The following is a 14,978-nucleotide window of genomic DNA, read 5'->3' on the forward strand; positions in this document are numbered from 1 at the left end:
CACCGGATCAGTCGCGAGCCTGCTTCGTCATGCTTCTCGGCCCCAGCGGATGGTCGGCATGGGGGTAGGGATGATGATGGTGCCCGGCGCCGCCATGGTCGTGGGAATGGCCGTGCCCATGCGCGTGATTATGTCCGTGGGCGTGGTGATGGTCCCCGTGGTCATGATGGTGATGCCCGTGGTCATGACCGTGACCGTGGTCATGACCGTGCGCCTCTCCGGTGCCGATGCCCTCCACGTGATGGTGGTGGCTTTCCTGGCGCAGGCCGACCTCCGCCTCGAAACCCAGGACCTGCTCGCGGTACTTGCACATCTGGCAGTTCATATTGCCGGTGCCCTCGAGGATCTCGGTGACGCGGTCCGAGAAGGTCTCCAGCACCATTGGGTGGTCGTTGAGATAGCCGGCCTTGATGAATTCGATGTTGGGATGACGGGCCGCCACGGCGTCGGCATAGTCGTAGATCCGCCGGACCAGGATGCCGGTGAACAGGAAATACGGGAACACCACGATGCGCCGGTAGCCCAGCTTCGCCGCATGCTCCAGCCCCGGCTCGACCAGCGGGAAGGTCACGCCGGAATAGGATGTCTCGGCCCAGCCGAAGCCCATCCCCTCCCACAGCATGCGAGTAACCTTCGCCACGTTGGAGTTGGCGTCCGGGTCGGACGAACCCCGGCCGACCACCATCAGGAGCGTCTCGTGCCGCGGAACGTCGCCTCCGGCCAGGGCCAGCGCCTCGGCAACCCGGTCGCCGGCGGCGCGCAGCATCTTCAGGTCGATGCCCAGTTCGCGGCCGTAATGGATGGTCATGCCGTCGTTCTGCGCCTGATAGGCGTTCAGCACCGAGGGAATATCGTTCTTCGCGTGGCCGGCGGCGAACAGCATGCCGGGGATCGCCAGCACCTTGGTGACGCCCTTGGCGCGCAGCTTGTCCAGGCCGTCGCGGATGATCGGCTTGGCGAATTCCAGGTAGCCGTACTCCACCGCGTCGAACGGCAGCTTGGCGCGGAGCTGGCCGGCCACGACGGCGAACTCCTGGACGGCGCCGGTGTCGCGGCTGCCGTGGCCGCACAGCATGACGCCGAGCTTTTCGGAAGAAGCCTGTGCCGGTCCCTGGGAGGGTTTGGCGATCGCGTTCATCGTTCCTCTCTCACCGGTGCACCCCGCCCGGTCCCTTGTTGTTGCGAGTGACACCGGCAGGTCTCCTGGCTTGCAGGTCGCCGTCGGGGCCGTTGCCTTCCCGGCCCGCGATCTGGGCCAGTGGCGTGAAATCGGAACCGACTCACTGCTCACAGTTGCGGGGGCAGCCACGGATTTGGCATACGGCTTTACAGCCCGGCCGCACCGTGTTCCCTTTTCACCTCGCGCCCGAACGGGGACGCAAAGGAACCAATGTCCATGGGTCAGCAGTCTTACGGTCCCCCCGCATCAGCGTCAATCCACAATGCGCCGGTTCCGGCGCGGGTTCGCGACCATGGCGGCGGCCTTGCCCGGGCCGAGGCCCGATTCGGCCGCCCGAAGCAGGGGTGGCTGGATCTGTCCACCGGCATCAATCCCTGGCCCATCCGGGTCCCCGCGCCGGGTCCCGACGCCTGGACTCGACTGCCCGACCGGGACGCGCTCGACCGGCTCCTCGCCGCCGCTGGCCGCTATTTCGGCGCGGACCCCGCCGCCATCGTGGCGGCTCCGGGGTCGCAGGCGCTGATCCAGGCGGTGCCCCGGCTGATGCCGCGTGGCAGGGCGGCGATCCTGGGCTTCACCTATGCCGAGCACGCCCGCTGCTGGAGCCTCGCCGGCCACGATGTCGCGGTGAGCGAAACGCTCGACGAGGCTGCCGATGCCGACTGCGTCATAGTGACCAACCCCAACAATCCGGACGGCCGGCAGGTCGAACCGAACCAACTCCTTGCACTTGCCGAACGGCAGGCCGCGCGGGGCGGGTTGCTCGTGGTGGACGAGGCTTTCGCCGACGTGGCGCCGGCAATCAGCGTCGCCTCGGCCGCCGGTCGGCCCGGCCTCTGCGTTCTGCGCTCTTTCGGCAAGTTCTTCGGGCTCGCCGGGCTTCGCCTTGGCTTCGCGCTCGGCCCTGCCGGCCTGGTGTCTGCGCTGGAGGATCACCTGGGACCCTGGGCGGTCGGAGGGCCGGCGCTGGAGGTCGGTGCCACGGCCATGGCCGACCGGGACTGGATCGAGGCGACCCGCGACCGCCTAGCCTTGGCCGCGCGCGACCTGGATGGATTGCTACGGGCGCATGGGCTGGAAATCGTCGGCGGGACCGACCTCTACCGCCTGACCCGCACCGCCCATGCCGCCGCCCTGTTCGAGCATCTTGGCCGCTCCGGCATCCTGGCCCGCCCTTTCGAGGCGCGGCCGGACTGGCTGAGGTTCGGACTGCCGCCCGATGCCGCAGGGGCGGCACGCTTGCGCGACGCCCTCGGCTCGTTCATCTTCCCGGCATGAAGAAAGTCCCGACTTTCGATGTGGGTTTTCAGGAACGGCTGGAAGATCTGTTCCGCTGGCGCCGCGACGTGCGCCGTTTCCGGACCGATGCCATCGACGACGCCCTGATCGAGCGGCTGGTCCAGGTCGCGGCGCTGGCGCCGTCGGTCGGCTACAGCAGGCCCTGGCGGTTCGTCCGCGTCGACGATCCCGGGCGCCGTGCCGCCGTCCGTGGGGCTTTCGAGCGCTGCAACGCCGAGGCGTTGGGCGGCTACACGGGCGATCGCGCCCGGCTCTATGCCACGCTGAAGCTGGCAGGACTGAACGACGCGCCGGTGCAGATCGCCGTGTTCAACGACGACGAGACCACGCGCGGTCACGGCCTCGGCCGGCGCACCATGCCGGAAATGCTGCGCTATTCCACCGTCACCGCCGTCTTCAGCTTCTGGCTGGCGGCGCGGGCTTACGGGATCGGTGCCGGCTGGGTGTCGATACTCGATCCGGAATCCGTCCGGCAGGCGTTGGAGGTGCCGCCCACTTGGTCCCTGGTGGCCTATCTGTGCGTCGGCCTGCCGGTCGAGGAGCATATCGATCCCGAGCTGGAGCGGGCGGGGTGGGAGGCCCGGGACGAGGCGGCGTCGGTCCTGCTGCGCCGCTGACACCGGCGGGCGGTAAAGGGCGCGTGAAACACGGAAGCTTGACGGGCGAATGCTTTGCCCTCTAGCTTCATTCCCGGTGACAGGTTCCCCCGAGCGAGAGTCGAGGGGGATTAATAGGGAACACGGTGCGGCGGACCCCCCAGGGGACCTAATCCGTGGCTGCCCCCGCAACTGTAAGCAGCGAGTCTGCGCCGGCATCAAGCCACTGGCCCGGAAACGGGCCGGGAAGGCATCGGCGTCCGACCGGGACCTGCGAGCCAGGAGACCTGCCGTCACCGGAAGAGCCGTATGTCCGGGCGGGGTGCACCGGGAGGAAGGCCAGCCAGGTCGGCGGCATCCTTGTCGCCGGGCTCAGTGGGCGCTTCATCCATGCACCTCCTTTTGTCGAAAAAGGGGGTTATCAGTTCAATGCATATCATGGAAGGCTACCTGCCGCCTCTCCATGCCGCGGCCTGGATGGTGGCCGCGGCGCCGTTCGTCGTCGCCGGCGTCCGCCGGATCAGGCGCGTGGTCGATGACCATCCCGAGACCAAGCTGCTGCTCGCGACGTCCGGCGCCTTCGCCTTCGTGCTGTCGGCGCTGAAGATCCCGTCGGTGACGGGAAGCTGCTCGCACCCGACCGGCGTCGGCCTGGGCGCCGTCCTTTTCGGGCCGAACGCCATGGCGGTGCTGGGCACCATCGTCCTGCTGTTCCAGGCGCTGCTGCTGGCCCACGGTGGGCTGACCACGCTGGGCGCCAACGTCTTCTCCATGGCGATCGTCGGCCCCTGGGTCGCCTACGGCGTCTGGCGGCTGGCCGCCGGCCTGGGCAGGAGCTTCGCGGTCTTCCTGGCCGCGGCGCTCGGCAACCTGGCGACCTACTGCACGACTTCCGTCCAGTTGGCTCTTGCCTTTCCCGACCCGGTGACCGGCTTCGGCGGGGCGCTGGCCAAGTTCCTGTCGATCTTCGCGATCACCCAGGTTCCGCTCGCGGTGGTGGAGGGGATCCTGACGGTCGTGGTGGTCAATCTGCTGGTTCAGTACAGCCGCGACGAGCTGTCCGCGCTGGCGTTCGGAACCAAGGCGATGGGGGCGAAATGAGAGGCCGCAACGCGATTCTTCTCCTGGCCGCCGCCGCCATCGTGGTCCTGCCGCTTCTGGTCGTCGGCAATGCCGAGTTCTCCGGCTCCGATGGGCAGGCGCAGGACCTGATCGACCAGGGGGGGTACCAGCCCTGGTTCGAGCCCCTGTGGGAGCCGCCCAGCGGCGAGATCGAGAGCCTGCTGTTCTCGCTGCAGGCGGCGCTCGGCGCCGGGTTGCTCGGCTATTATGTCGGTCTTCGGCGGGGACGGCGCGAGGGCCGGCCGGAGGATCGGCGGACGGAGCTTCATGCTGGCGATTGACCGCCACGCCTGGACCAATCGCTGGCACGATCTCCACCCGCTGGAAAAGCTGCTGCCCGCGTTCGGCATGCTGATGGTGACCCTGGTCCTGCCGCCCTGGCCCGCGGCGCCGCTTTCGATCGCTGCCATGCTGGCACTGACCATCCTCGGCGCGGGCGTGCCGGCGGGAGCCGTGCTCGGCACGCTCGCGGTCCCGCTGGGCTTCCTGCTGACCGGTGCGCCGGTGCTGGCGCTGGCGGTCGATGTTTCCGACGGTTTGCATGTAGGTCTGGCGCCCGGGGGGCTGGAGGCGGCGGCCGCCGTGACCGTGCGGTCGCTGGCGGCTACCTCCTGCCTCGTCTTCCTGATCCTGACGACGCCGGTCGCCGACCTGATGCCCTTGCTGGGGCGGCTGGGCGTGCCGCGGCTGGTGCGTGACCTGATGCTGCTGACCTACCGGCTGATCTTCGTCTTCCTGGATTGCGCCGCCACCGGCCGGCAGGCCCAGATCGGCCGCCTCGGCTACGACGGCCCCCGGCGCAGCCTGCGCTCGGCCGGCTGGCTGGCGGGAAGCCTGTTCCAGCGCTCCCTCGCCCGCGGGCGGCGGCTGGAGATCGGGATGGCGGCGCGAGGGCTTGGCAGCGACCTGCCGCAGCCGGGCGACGACCGCGTGCCTTCGGTCTGGCGCCTGCTGGCGGGGGCGGCGCTGCCGCTCGGCGTCGCGTCGGCGGCGCTGCTGGTGCGGAGGGGCGGATGATCCTGGAGGCGCAGGCGCTCCGCTACGACTATGCCGGCGGCATCGAGGCGCTGCGCGGCCTCGACCTCGCCGTCGGGCGCGGGCGCAAGCTGGCCCTGCTGGGGCCGAACGGCTGCGGCAAGACGACCCTGTTCCTGCACCTGAACGGCACCCTGAAGCCGCGCGGCGGGCGCGTGCTGCTCGATGGATCGCCGGCGGGATACGACCGCCGATCGCTCCGCAACTGGCGCAGCCGGGTGGCGCTGGTGCTCCAGGATCCGGACGACCAGATCTTCGCCGCGACGGTCGCCCGCGACGTCGCCTTCGGGCCGCTCAACCTGGACCTGGCGCAAGCGGAGGTGCGCCGGCGGGTGGACGGTGCCTTGGCCGACCTGGGCATTTCGGATCTGGCCGACCGCCCGACCCACATGCTCAGCTTCGGCCAGAAGCGGCGCGTCGCCATCGCGGGCGCCCTGGCGATGCGGCCGGAGGTGCTTCTGCTGGACGAACCCACCGCCGGGCTGGATGCCGACGGCGTCGCGCGCCTGATGTCTGTCCTGGACGGGCTTGCCGCGCAGGGAATGACGCTGGTCCTCTCCACCCACGACGTCGACCTCGCCTATGCCTGGGCGGACGACATCGCGATCCTGCACGGGGGCATGACGCTGATCAGGGGAGCGGCGCCCGACGTGCTGGGCGACGCCCAGGCGCTGGCGCGGGCGAGGCTGCGGCCGCCCCTGCTGCTGGAACTGGCGCGGGCGATGAAGCTGCCGCAGCCATGGCCCCGGACGCGGGAGGCCATGCTGGGACTCCGGGCCGGCGCGTGAACCGGCCGTCTTGGAATCTCGGACAGGCATAACAACTTCTCACCCCATGAGCGAGATTTCCCCAAAGCCCCGCCGGCTCCCGGCCTGCCCGATCTGCGGGCGGCCGGCCGATCCACAGTACAAACCGTTCTGCACGCCCCGATGCGCCGACGTGGACCTGAACCGTTGGTTGGGCGGGGTCTATAGGGTCGAGGCCAACGATCCGGAAGCGGAGATCGAGACCGATTTCGACGCCGATCCGGAGAGGCTCCACTGACGGGCTTGGACATCGCCGTGGCATTAAGCCGCGACCCCTGCAATGTCATTCAAATCCATCTGAACTGTAACCGACCCGACATGTCGCATTGATACCGTCCCGGCCTTCAAGACGAGGCCTTACGGAGCAGCGACGATGACCGGGTTGAAGTTCGACACCCTGTTTCCGATTCCGGGGTTCGCCCGGCAGCAGGCGGCGTTGCCGCTGGCGCCCTGGAACCTGATGGCCGCCTATTCCGACTATCTGGTGGACCTCATGCAGCGCCAGGTGATCTTCCTGGACATCCTGCGGAAGCGCGGCAACGGCTTCGTGGAGATGGAGCGCAAGGGGCTGCCCCCGGTCCTGGCTTTCGAGTACGACATCGTCGTCGACGGCCGCCTGATAGAGCGGCCGGTCAACTACGCGCTGGTGCAAATCCGCCCGCCGGCCGGCGTTGAGATCGACGCCGCGGCCCGGCCCTACATCATCGTGGATCCGCGGGCTGGGCACGGTGCGGGCATCGGCGGCTCCAAGATGGAAAGCCAGGTCGGCGTGGCGCTGCGCGCCGGCCATCCCGTCTATTTCGTGATCTTCTTCCCCGAGCCTGAGCCCGGCCAGACCATCATCGACGTCTGCCGCGCCGAGCAGGTCTTCGTCCGGGCCGTCGCCGAGCGCCACCCTGACGCGCCGAAGCCGGTGATCGAGGGGAATTGCCAGGGCGGATGGGCGGTCATGATGCTGGCCGCCTCCCAGCCGGAGATCACCGGCCCGATCGTGATCAACGGCGCGCCGCTGTCCTACTGGTCCGGCGTCAGCGGCAAGAACCCGATGCGCTACACCGGCGGCCTTTCCGGCGGTTCCTGGGGCGCGCTGCTGGCGGCCGACCTGGGCAACGGCAGGTTCGACGGCGCCAACCTCGTGCTCAACTTCGAATCCCTCAACCCTGCCAATACGTTCTGGAAGAAATACTACAACCTGTTCTCCCAGGTGGACACGGAGGAGAAGCGCTTCCTCGACTTCGAGCGCTGGTGGGGCGGCTTCTACCTGATGAACGAGGAGGAGATCCGCTGGATCGTCAACAACCTGTTCATCGGCAACAAGTTCGCCGCCGGCCGGGTCGAGATCGACGCGGAGAACCACTTCGACATCAAGAATATCCGGTCGCCGATCATCGTCTTCGCCTCCGCCGGCGACAACATCACGCCGCCGCAGCAGGCTTTGAACTGGATCGCCGACGTCTATTCCAGCACCGCGGAGATCAAGGCCAACGGTCAGGTGATCGCGTATCTGCTTCACGAGGATGTCGGCCATCTCGGCATCTTCGTGTCGGGTAAGATCGCTCGCAAGGAACACACGGAGATCGTCAGCACGCTCCAGTTCATCGAGACCGCGGCTCCCGGCCTGTACGAGATCGTCATCACCGAGAAGAGCGTGGTGGACGGCGAGGTGCGCTACAGCGTGGCGCTGGCCGAACGGGAGATCGAGGACATTCTGAAGCTCGACAGCGACGGGCGCGACGACGAGCGCGCGTTCGAGGCAGCCGCCCATGTCTCGGAAGTCACCGAGCGGTTCTATACCGGCATGGTCCGGCCCCTCGTCAGGGCGGTGACCGACGAGAACTCGGCCAAGCTGCGCCGCGCCCTGCATCCGCTCCGCTCCCAGCGCACGGTGCTGAGCGACGCGAACCCGGCCCTGTGGCCGGTGGCCCCTCTGGCCGAGGCGGTCCGCGCCGCCCGGCGGCCGGTCAAGCCGGGCAATCCCTTCCTGACGGTGGAGCGCGCCGTATCCGACAGCATCGCCCAGACGCTCGACACCTACCGGGACATGCGCGACAGCGCCCGGGAGGCCGCTTTCCGCCTGATCTACGGCAGTCTGCACGGCCTGCTTCCGGCCGAAGGGGCAGGGCAGGGCGGCTCGCCGGCGAGCCGGGACCTGCGCGACGCGCCGGAGATCCGCATCGTCCTGGACGGGATCGCAGAGGGCGGTTACGCCCACGCGGTCGTCCGCATGATGCTGCTGCTGGCCGACGCCCGCGGCACGGTCCGGCGCAGCCGGCTGGAGCGCGCCGACCGCCTGCTGAAGGAGGACCCCGCCTTCGCCGGGTTCCCGGCGGAGGGCCTCAAGCAGATCATCCATGAGCAGACCCTGATCATCGAGCTGGAGCCCGCGCAGGCGCTGGCGACGCTCCCGGTGCTGCTGTCCGATCCGGACGATGCCAGCCGCGCCCTGGCGGTCGTGGAAGCCGTCGCCGGCCCGCGCGAGGAGATGGAGGAGCGGACCGTCGCCATGCTCGCCCGCATGGCCGAAGTCCTCTCGGGCGGCGACCGATCGGAGGCGGCGTGACCATGAAGGGCATCAAGATCGAGGACGCCGTCGCCCGGATTCCCGACGGAGCCAGCCTGATGGTCGGTGGCTTCATGGGGGTGGGCACGTCGGAGCGGATCATGGACGAGCTGGTGCGCCAGGGCCGGCGCGACCTGACCGTCATTGCCAACGACACCGCGCGGTCGGGGATCGGGATCGGCAAGCTGGTCGACGCTCGCGCCCTGTCGAAGGTCATCGTCAGCCATATCGGCACCAACCCCGAGACCCAGCGGCAGATGATCGCCGGGGACCTCGCGGTCGAGCTGGTGCCGCAGGGCACGCTGGCCGAGCGGGTCCGCGCCGGGGGCTTCGGCCTGGGCGGCATACTGACCCGCACCGGCCTGGGCACGGCGGTGGAGGAGGGCAAGACGCGGATCGAGGTGAACGGCGAGCCCTTCCTGCTGGAGCTCCCGCTGCGCGCCGACTTCGCGATCGTCCACGCCAAGCAGGCGGACTACGCCTGCAATCTCGCCTATTCGCTGACGGCCCAGAACTTCAACCCGATCATGGCGATGGCCGCGGACGTGGTGATCGTCGATGCCGAGGATATCGTGCCGATCGGCGTGATTCCGCCCGACAGCGTCCGCACGCCGGGCGTTCTGGTGGATTACCTGCTGAACCGGGGGGCTTGAGCCATGGACGCGCAGACCATCATCGTCAAGCGGGTGGCCCAGGAGCTGAAGCCGGGCACCCTGGTCAACCTGGGCATCGGCATGCCGACCAGGGTGTCCAACCACCTGCCGGCCGGCGTCACGGTGTTCTTCCAGTCGGAGAACGGACTGCTCGGCATGGGTCCGGTGCCGCCCGACGGCATGGAGGACCCGGACCTGACCGACGCGGGCGGCGGCTTCGTCACCGCCCTGCCGGGGGCCGCGGCGTTCGACAGCGCCATGTCGTTCGGCCTGATCCGCGGCGGCCACCTGGACGTCACGGTGCTCGGCGGCCTCCAGGTCGATCGGCTGGGGCGGCTCGCCAACTGGATGATCCCGGGCAAGATGATCCCCGGCATGGGCGGGGCCATGGACTTGGTCTCGGGAGCCAAGCGGGTGATCGTCGCGATGACCCACACCGCCAAGGGCGCCCCGAAGATCCTTCGGGAATGCACCCTGCCGCTCACGTCGGTGCGGCGCGTCAGCCTGGTGGTGACCGACATGGCGGTGATCGGCTTTACCGATGACGGTCCGGAGCTGCGGGAGACGGCACCCGGCGTCACCGTCGCGGAGGTGCTGGCGGCGACCGAGGCCGAACTGATCGTGCCGGACCATGTGCCCGTGATGGCGGTGTGACGCCCGGCGTCAGCCGCGCGCGATCGACAGGCGGGGAGGCGCCAGGAACCCGTCGAGGGCCAGGGCGATGCCGCCCATCGGGACGGCATCCTCGCCCAGGGGCGAAACCCGCACGCTGACGCCCGCCGCGGGCGGGCCGAGCGCATGCTCGGCAATAGCCCGCTCCAGGCCGGGCACGATATGGGCGCCGACGACAGCCAGGTTGCCGCCCAGGACGATCAGCCCCGGATTGAGGATGTTGACGATGTTGGACAGGGCAAATCCCAGGTGCCGCGCGACCTCGTCCAGCAGCTCCCGGACCCCCGCCCGGCCCTCCGCCGCCAAGCCGGCGACGGCGCCGATGTCGGCCGCGTCGATGCCCCGGTCCGCCAGGGTACGCAGGATCGCGGCTTCCGACACATAGGTCTCCAGGCAACCGCGCCGGCCGCAGCCGCATCGCCTCCCCTCCGGCGAGACCTTGGTGTGCCCGATTTCCCCGGCGAAACCGCCGGCGCCCCGATAGACGCGGCCGCCCAGCACCAGCGCGCCGCCGACACCCGAGTCGCCGGTCAGATAGACGTAATCGTCCGTCTCCCGGCACAGCCCGAACAGGCGCTCGGCGATGGCGGCGGCCTTGGTGTCGTTGTCGACCTCGACCGGACAGTCGAAGATCTCCTCCAGCATGGCGCGGATCGGCACGTCCCGCCAACCGAGGTTCGGCGCCAGGATCAGGGTGCCGTTCCGGTCCATCAGTCCGGGTATGCCCACGCCCAGGGCCCGGACCGACGACCAGGTCTCGCCGATCTCCGCGATCTCGCGATCGACCGCCTTGCGCAGGGTGACCAGCGCCGCCTTCATGTCCAGGCTGCCCGGAAGCTGGCAATGGCCGAGCACCTCGCCGGCGAGGGTGGTGGTGACGACCCGGATCGTTGCGGGCTCCAGCCGGATGCCGACCAGCACGCCGGCGCTCCTTGGAATGGACAGCGCCGTTTCCGGCCGGCCGACCCGGCGCGCCTTGCTCTGTTCCGACCGCTCGACCAGCCGCAGATCCTGCAGCTGGGCGACGACCGTCGAGACCGTCGCCTTGTCCAGGCCGGTGAGCTTGCCGAGATCGCGCTGGGAGCTTTCCGGATGCTCCCGCAGGGCGTGAAAGACGCGCGCCAGATTGATCTGGCGAATCAATGCCGAGTTCACCCGGGCTGACACGGCGATGTTCTCCTCGCCTGCTTGACCATGCCTAAACTCTAGGCTACGCTTATTTTTGTTCGATGGTCTATCTAATTTGAGACCGAGCGCACACAAGACGCCGCCCCATCGAACGGGAGGGAGAAACGCCAGTGCCGCGCACAGACCCGCGCCAGCAGAGCCATCCCCGCACCATTCCCTCCCTGCGTCCGTTGTCGATATGGCGGCACGGCGCCAAGCGGCTACGCTTCGCGGACAGTCCGCTCCATCCCCGGGAGGACCCGACCAGATGAAGACGATCAAGGGACCGGCCATCTTTCTCGCCCAGTTCGCGGGAGACTCCGAGCCGTTCGATACCCTCAAAGGCATCGCCGGCTGGGCGGCGCAACATGGCTTCAAGGGCGTGCAGATCCCGTCCTGGGACGCCCGCCTGTTCGATCTCGCCAAGGCGGCGGAGAGCAAGACCTATTGCGACGAGGTCAAAGGCATCCTGAACGAGGCGGGCGTCGAATTGACGGAGCTGTCTACGCACCTCCAGGGCCAGCTTGTCGCCGTCCATCCCGCCTACGACCTGGCGTTCGACGGATTCGCGGCTCCGGAAGTGCGCGGCAACCCCGCGGCGCGCCAGCAATGGGCGGTCGAACAGCTCCAGCTGGCGGCCAAGGCCTCCGGCAATCTCGGGCTGACGGCGCACGCGACATTCTCCGGCGCGCTTGCCTGGCCCTATCTCTACCCCTGGCCGCAAAGGCCGGCGGGGCTGGTCGAGACGGCGTTCGACGAACTGGCGAAGCGCTGGCTGCCGATCCTCAACGAGTTCGACCGGGCCGGCGTCGACCTCTGCTACGAGATCCATCCGGGCGAGGACCTGCACGATGGCGTCACGTTCGAGATGTTCCTGGAGCGGGTCGGCGGCCATCCTCGCTGCAACATCCTGTACGACCCCAGCCATTTCGTGCTCCAGCAGCTCGATTATCTCGGCTACATCGACGTCTACCACGAGCGTATCCGGATGTTCCACGCGAAGGACGCCGAGTTCAACCCGTCGCCGCGCCAGGGTGTCTATGGCGGCTTCCAGCCCTGGATCGACCGCGCAGGGCGGTTCCGCTCGCTGGGGGACGGGCAGGTCGATTTCACCGGCATCTTCTCCAAGCTGACGCGGTACGGGTTCGACGGCTGGGCCGTGCTGGAATGGGAATGCTGCATGAAGCATCCGGAGCAGGGTGCCGCCGAGGGGGCGGCCTTCATCGAGGCGCACATCATCGAGGTGACCGAGCGCGCCTTCGACGACTTCGCCGAGGCCGGCACGGACGATGCCGCCAACCGCAGCATGCTGGGCCTCGACCGCGCGGGAGGACAGCCATGACGATCGAAGGCAGCCAGGGCGGGGCGCCGAAGCGGCGCCTCCGGCTCGGCATGGTCGGCGGCGGGCGCGGCGCCTTCATCGGCGCGGTCCATCGCATCGCCGCGCGCCTGGACGACCGGTGGGAACTGGTCGCGGGCGCCCTCTCCAGCGATCCGCAGCGGGCGCGGGACAGCGCCGCCGATCTCCACATCGCGGGCGACCGCGCCTATTCCGACTTCGCCGAGATGGCGCGGGCCGAGGCGGGGCGCCGTGACGGCATCGACGCCGTCGCGATCGTGACGCCCAACCATCTGCACCATTCCGCCGCCCGCGCCTTCCTGGACGCCGGCATCCACGTGATCTGCGACAAGCCGATGACCGCGACGGTGGCGCAGGCCGAGGATCTGGCGGCGGCGGTCGAGGCGAGCGGACGGCTGTTCGCCCTGACCCACAACTACACCGGCTACCCGATGGTCCGGCACGCCCGCGCCTTGGTGGCCGAAGGCGGGCTCGGTACCGTCCGGGTCGTCCAGGTCGAGTATCCCCAGGACTGGCTGACCGTCTCGCTGGAGGAGACCGGCCAGAAGCAGGCGGCTTGGCGGACCGACCCGGCGCAGACCGGCGGGGGAGGGTGCATCGGCGATATCGGCACCCATGCCTTCAACCTGGCGGAGTTCGTCTCCGGCCTCCACTGCACCCAGATCGCCGCCGATCTTTCCAGTTTCGTGGAGGGACGGCGGGTGGACGACAACGTCAACATGCTGCTGCGCTTCAGCAGCGGGGCGCGGGGCATGCTGTGGTCGAGCCAGGTGGCGCCCGGCCATGAGAACGGTTTGCGCCTCCGGATCTTCGGCGACAAGGCCGGGCTGGAATGGCACCAGGAGCAGCCGAACCACCTGCGCGTGACCCGGTTCGGCGAGCCGCCGCAGCTGGTCACCCGCAACGGCCCGGGTTCCGGCCCCGCGGCGGCGCACGCCAGCCGGATTCCCGCCGGCCATCCCGAGGGCTACCTGGAGGGCTTCGCACAGATCTACAGCGACATCGCCGAACAGGTCGCGGCACGGATCGAGGGCCGCGAGCCCGACCCGGCCTCGCTGCTGGTGCCGACCGTCGAAGAGGGCGTGCGCGGAGTTCGCTTCATCTCCGCCGCCATCGATTCCAGCCGCAACAACGCGGCCTGGACAGCGCTTTCGACCCATTGATCCGCCGGAGCTTCAGCCATGACTGCCCCGTATTTCGAGACTATCGGCCGCATCCCCTTCAAGGGACCGGAATCCGACGATCCCCTGGCGTTCCGCCACTACGAACCCGACCGCCTGGTGCTGGGCAAGCGTATGGAGGACCATCTGCGGGTCGCCGTCTGCTGGTGGCATACCTTCTGCTGGCCCGGCGTGGACATGTTCGGCGCCGGCACCTTCGACCGGCCCTGGCAGGCGGCGGACACCCTGGAGAACGCCGAACTGAAGCTTCATGCCGCCTTCGAGTTCTTCGAGAAGCTGGGCGTGCCGTTCTTCTGCTTCCACGACGCCGACGTGGCCCCGCTGGGGGAGACCATCGCGGAGGGCGACGCCAGCCTCGCCCGGATCGAGGAACTGATGCGGGACGGCATCGACCGTACCGGCGTCAAGCTGCTGTGGGGGACCGCCAACCTGTTCTCGCACCGGCGCTACATGGCCGGCGGGGCGACCAACCCCGACCCGGAGGTCTTCGCCTTCGCTGCGGCGCAGGTCGCTCGGGTACTGGAGATGACGCACCGCCTGGGCGGCGAGAACTATGTGCTGTGGGGTGGCCGGGAAGGGTATGACACCCTGCTCAACACCGACATGAAGCGGGAGCTGGACCAGCTCGGCCGGTTCATGTCCCTGGTGGTCGAGCACAAGCACCGGATCGGTTTCAAGGGCACGATCCTGATCGAGCCGAAGCCGATGGAGCCGACCAAGCACCAGTACGACCACGACGCCGCGACGGTCCACGCCTTCCTGCGGAAGTACGGGCTGGAGAACGAGATAAAGCTGAACCTGGAGGTCAACCACGCGACGCTGGCCGGCCATTCCTTCGAGCACGAGGTCGCCTATGCCATCGCCAACGGCCTGATGGGCAGCTTCGATATCAACCGCGGCGACCCGCAGAACGGCTGGGACACCGACCAGTTCCCCAACGACGACCGGGAGGCGGCGCTGGCCCTGTACCATGTCCTGTCGGCCGGTGGCTTGACCACGGGCGGCTTCAACTTCGACGCCAAGGTGCGGCGGCAGTCCATCGACCCGGAGGATCTGTTCATCGCCCATATCGGCGGCATGGACACGCTGGCGCGCGGGCTGCTGATGGCGGAGCGGATGATCCGGGACGGCAAGCTGGCCTTCCATGTCGCGGACCGCTATGCCGGCTGGAACGAGGGGCTGGGGGCCGACATCCTGGACGGCCGTGTCGGGCTGGGCGATCTCGCCAAGCTGGCCCGCGACCGGAACCTGAAACCGGAACCCCGCTCCGGCCGGCAGGAGTATCTGGAGAACCTGGTTAACAGGTATTAGGGTGGCGTCCACGCCTGAGGAAAACGAGGAGCCGAC

General features: G+C 68.9%; 15 protein-coding genes and 2 riboswitches. Of the genes, 13 read left to right on the forward strand and 2 right to left on the reverse strand.

Translation table 11 applies throughout. The features are described 5' to 3' along the window. Positions 1-7: 7 nt before the first annotated feature. Entirely contained in the window at positions 8-1,138 is a 1,131-nt protein-coding gene (locus tag JL100_RS11055) for a sirohydrochlorin chelatase (RefSeq protein WP_228421203.1), read from the reverse strand. Between the two features lie 38 nt (positions 1,139-1,176). Continuing rightward, a riboswitch (cobalamin riboswitch) is annotated at positions 1,177-1,407 on the reverse strand. Here JL100_RS11055 and cobD point away from each other — a divergent pair. The 10 genes from cobD (at position 1,397) to JL100_RS11105 (ending at position 9,905) form a co-directional block, all read left to right on the forward strand. After that, the gene (gene cobD, locus JL100_RS11060; protein ID WP_202679799.1) at positions 1,397-2,458 is read left to right on the forward strand and encodes a threonine-phosphate decarboxylase CobD; all 1,062 of its coding nucleotides are present in this window, start codon (positions 1,397-1,399) and stop codon (positions 2,456-2,458) included. Its footprint overlaps the riboswitch before it by 11 nt. Beyond that, complete coding sequence (gene bluB, locus JL100_RS11065) at positions 2,455-3,096, forward strand: 5,6-dimethylbenzimidazole synthase (protein ID WP_202679798.1); 642 nt, start codon at positions 2,455-2,457, stop codon at positions 3,094-3,096. Before cobD ends, bluB begins: the two co-directional genes overlap by 4 nt. 63 nt (positions 3,097-3,159) lie before the next feature. After that, positions 3,160-3,384, forward strand: a riboswitch (cobalamin riboswitch). A gap of 120 nt (positions 3,385-3,504) precedes the next feature. Continuing rightward, positions 3,505-4,176: an energy-coupling factor ABC transporter permease gene (locus JL100_RS11070; RefSeq protein WP_202679797.1), complete on the forward strand. Its 672-nt coding sequence runs from the start codon at positions 3,505-3,507 to the stop codon at positions 4,174-4,176. Then, the gene (locus tag JL100_RS11075) at positions 4,173-4,478 is read left to right on the forward strand and encodes an energy-coupling factor ABC transporter substrate-binding protein (protein WP_202679796.1); all 306 of its coding nucleotides are present in this window, start codon (positions 4,173-4,175) and stop codon (positions 4,476-4,478) included. Before JL100_RS11070 ends, JL100_RS11075 begins: the two co-directional genes overlap by 4 nt. Continuing rightward, positions 4,465-5,214: a cobalt ECF transporter T component CbiQ gene (gene cbiQ, locus JL100_RS11080; protein WP_202679795.1), complete on the forward strand. Its 750-nt coding sequence runs from the start codon at positions 4,465-4,467 to the stop codon at positions 5,212-5,214. The genes JL100_RS11075 and cbiQ overlap by 14 nt, the downstream gene beginning before the upstream one ends. Beyond that, a complete protein-coding gene (locus JL100_RS11085; RefSeq protein ID WP_202679794.1) occupies positions 5,211-6,020 on the forward strand; it encodes an energy-coupling factor ABC transporter ATP-binding protein in 810 nt (269 codons plus the stop codon). The genes cbiQ and JL100_RS11085 overlap by 4 nt, the downstream gene beginning before the upstream one ends. Before the next feature lie 46 nt (positions 6,021-6,066). Continuing rightward, complete coding sequence (locus JL100_RS11090; protein WP_202679793.1) at positions 6,067-6,276, forward strand: DNA gyrase inhibitor YacG; 210 nt, start codon at positions 6,067-6,069, stop codon at positions 6,274-6,276. A gap of 135 nt (positions 6,277-6,411) precedes the next feature. Next, positions 6,412-8,598 carry a DUF3141 domain-containing protein gene (locus JL100_RS11095; protein WP_202679792.1) on the forward strand — a complete coding sequence of 729 codons (2,187 nt, stop codon included), beginning with the start codon at positions 6,412-6,414 and terminating at the stop codon, positions 8,596-8,598. Positions 8,599-8,600: 2 nt separating this feature from the next. Further along, positions 8,601-9,251: a CoA transferase subunit A gene (locus tag JL100_RS11100; protein WP_202679791.1), complete on the forward strand. Its 651-nt coding sequence runs from the start codon at positions 8,601-8,603 to the stop codon at positions 9,249-9,251. 3 nt (positions 9,252-9,254) lie between these two features. Further along, positions 9,255-9,905 (forward strand): 3-oxoacid CoA-transferase subunit B, encoded by a 651-nt coding sequence (locus JL100_RS11105; protein ID WP_202679790.1) that lies wholly within the window; start codon positions 9,255-9,257, stop codon positions 9,903-9,905. Between the two features lie 9 nt (positions 9,906-9,914). Here the strand turns inward: JL100_RS11105 and JL100_RS11110 are convergent, their stop codons facing one another. After that, on the reverse strand, positions 9,915-11,090 hold the full coding sequence (locus JL100_RS11110; protein WP_202679789.1) for an ROK family transcriptional regulator: 1,176 nt from the start codon (positions 11,088-11,090) through the stop codon (positions 9,915-9,917). A gap of 268 nt (positions 11,091-11,358) precedes the next feature. On the opposite strand from JL100_RS11110, the gene JL100_RS11115 reads away from it, so the two are divergent. From JL100_RS11115 to xylA, 3 genes are read left to right on the forward strand one after another with little or no spacing between them, the layout of a single operon-like run. Then, positions 11,359-12,432 carry a sugar phosphate isomerase/epimerase family protein gene (locus tag JL100_RS11115; RefSeq protein ID WP_202679788.1) on the forward strand — a complete coding sequence of 358 codons (1,074 nt, stop codon included), beginning with the start codon at positions 11,359-11,361 and terminating at the stop codon, positions 12,430-12,432. Further along, positions 12,429-13,613 carry a Gfo/Idh/MocA family protein gene (locus tag JL100_RS11120; RefSeq protein ID WP_202679787.1) on the forward strand — a complete coding sequence of 395 codons (1,185 nt, stop codon included), beginning with the start codon at positions 12,429-12,431 and terminating at the stop codon, positions 13,611-13,613. Before JL100_RS11115 ends, JL100_RS11120 begins: the two co-directional genes overlap by 4 nt. Before the next feature lie 18 nt (positions 13,614-13,631). Next, a complete protein-coding gene (xylA, locus tag JL100_RS11125; protein ID WP_202679786.1) occupies positions 13,632-14,942 on the forward strand; it encodes a xylose isomerase in 1,311 nt (436 codons plus the stop codon). Positions 14,943-14,978: the final 36 nt, after the last annotated feature.

Source organism: Skermanella mucosa (genome assembly GCF_016765655.2).
Lineage (GTDB): Bacteria > Pseudomonadota > Alphaproteobacteria > Azospirillales > Azospirillaceae > Skermanella > Skermanella mucosa.

Bases quoted from the DNA above. Each gene is read 5' to 3' on its own strand.
- JL100_RS11055 (WP_228421203.1), bottom strand. From the start codon at position 1,138: ATGAACGCGATCGCCAAACCCTCCCAGGGACCGGCACAGGCTTCTTCC.
- cobD (WP_202679799.1), top strand. From the start codon at position 1,397: ATGGGTCAGCAGTCTTACGGTCCCCCCGCATCAGCGTCAATCCACAAT.
- bluB (WP_202679798.1), top strand. From the start codon at position 2,455: ATGAAGAAAGTCCCGACTTTCGATGTGGGTTTTCAGGAACGGCTGGAA.
- JL100_RS11070 (WP_202679797.1), top strand. From the start codon at position 3,505: ATGCATATCATGGAAGGCTACCTGCCGCCTCTCCATGCCGCGGCCTGG.
- JL100_RS11075 (WP_202679796.1), top strand. From the start codon at position 4,173: ATGAGAGGCCGCAACGCGATTCTTCTCCTGGCCGCCGCCGCCATCGTG.
- cbiQ (WP_202679795.1), top strand. From the start codon at position 4,465: ATGCTGGCGATTGACCGCCACGCCTGGACCAATCGCTGGCACGATCTC.
- JL100_RS11085 (WP_202679794.1), top strand. From the start codon at position 5,211: ATGATCCTGGAGGCGCAGGCGCTCCGCTACGACTATGCCGGCGGCATC.
- JL100_RS11090 (WP_202679793.1), top strand. From the start codon at position 6,067: ATGAGCGAGATTTCCCCAAAGCCCCGCCGGCTCCCGGCCTGCCCGATC.
- JL100_RS11095 (WP_202679792.1), top strand. From the start codon at position 6,412: ATGACCGGGTTGAAGTTCGACACCCTGTTTCCGATTCCGGGGTTCGCC.
- JL100_RS11100 (WP_202679791.1), top strand. From the start codon at position 8,601: ATGAAGGGCATCAAGATCGAGGACGCCGTCGCCCGGATTCCCGACGGA.
- JL100_RS11105 (WP_202679790.1), top strand. From the start codon at position 9,255: ATGGACGCGCAGACCATCATCGTCAAGCGGGTGGCCCAGGAGCTGAAG.
- JL100_RS11115 (WP_202679788.1), top strand. From the start codon at position 11,359: ATGAAGACGATCAAGGGACCGGCCATCTTTCTCGCCCAGTTCGCGGGA.
- JL100_RS11120 (WP_202679787.1), top strand. From the start codon at position 12,429: ATGACGATCGAAGGCAGCCAGGGCGGGGCGCCGAAGCGGCGCCTCCGG.
- xylA (WP_202679786.1), top strand. From the start codon at position 13,632: ATGACTGCCCCGTATTTCGAGACTATCGGCCGCATCCCCTTCAAGGGA.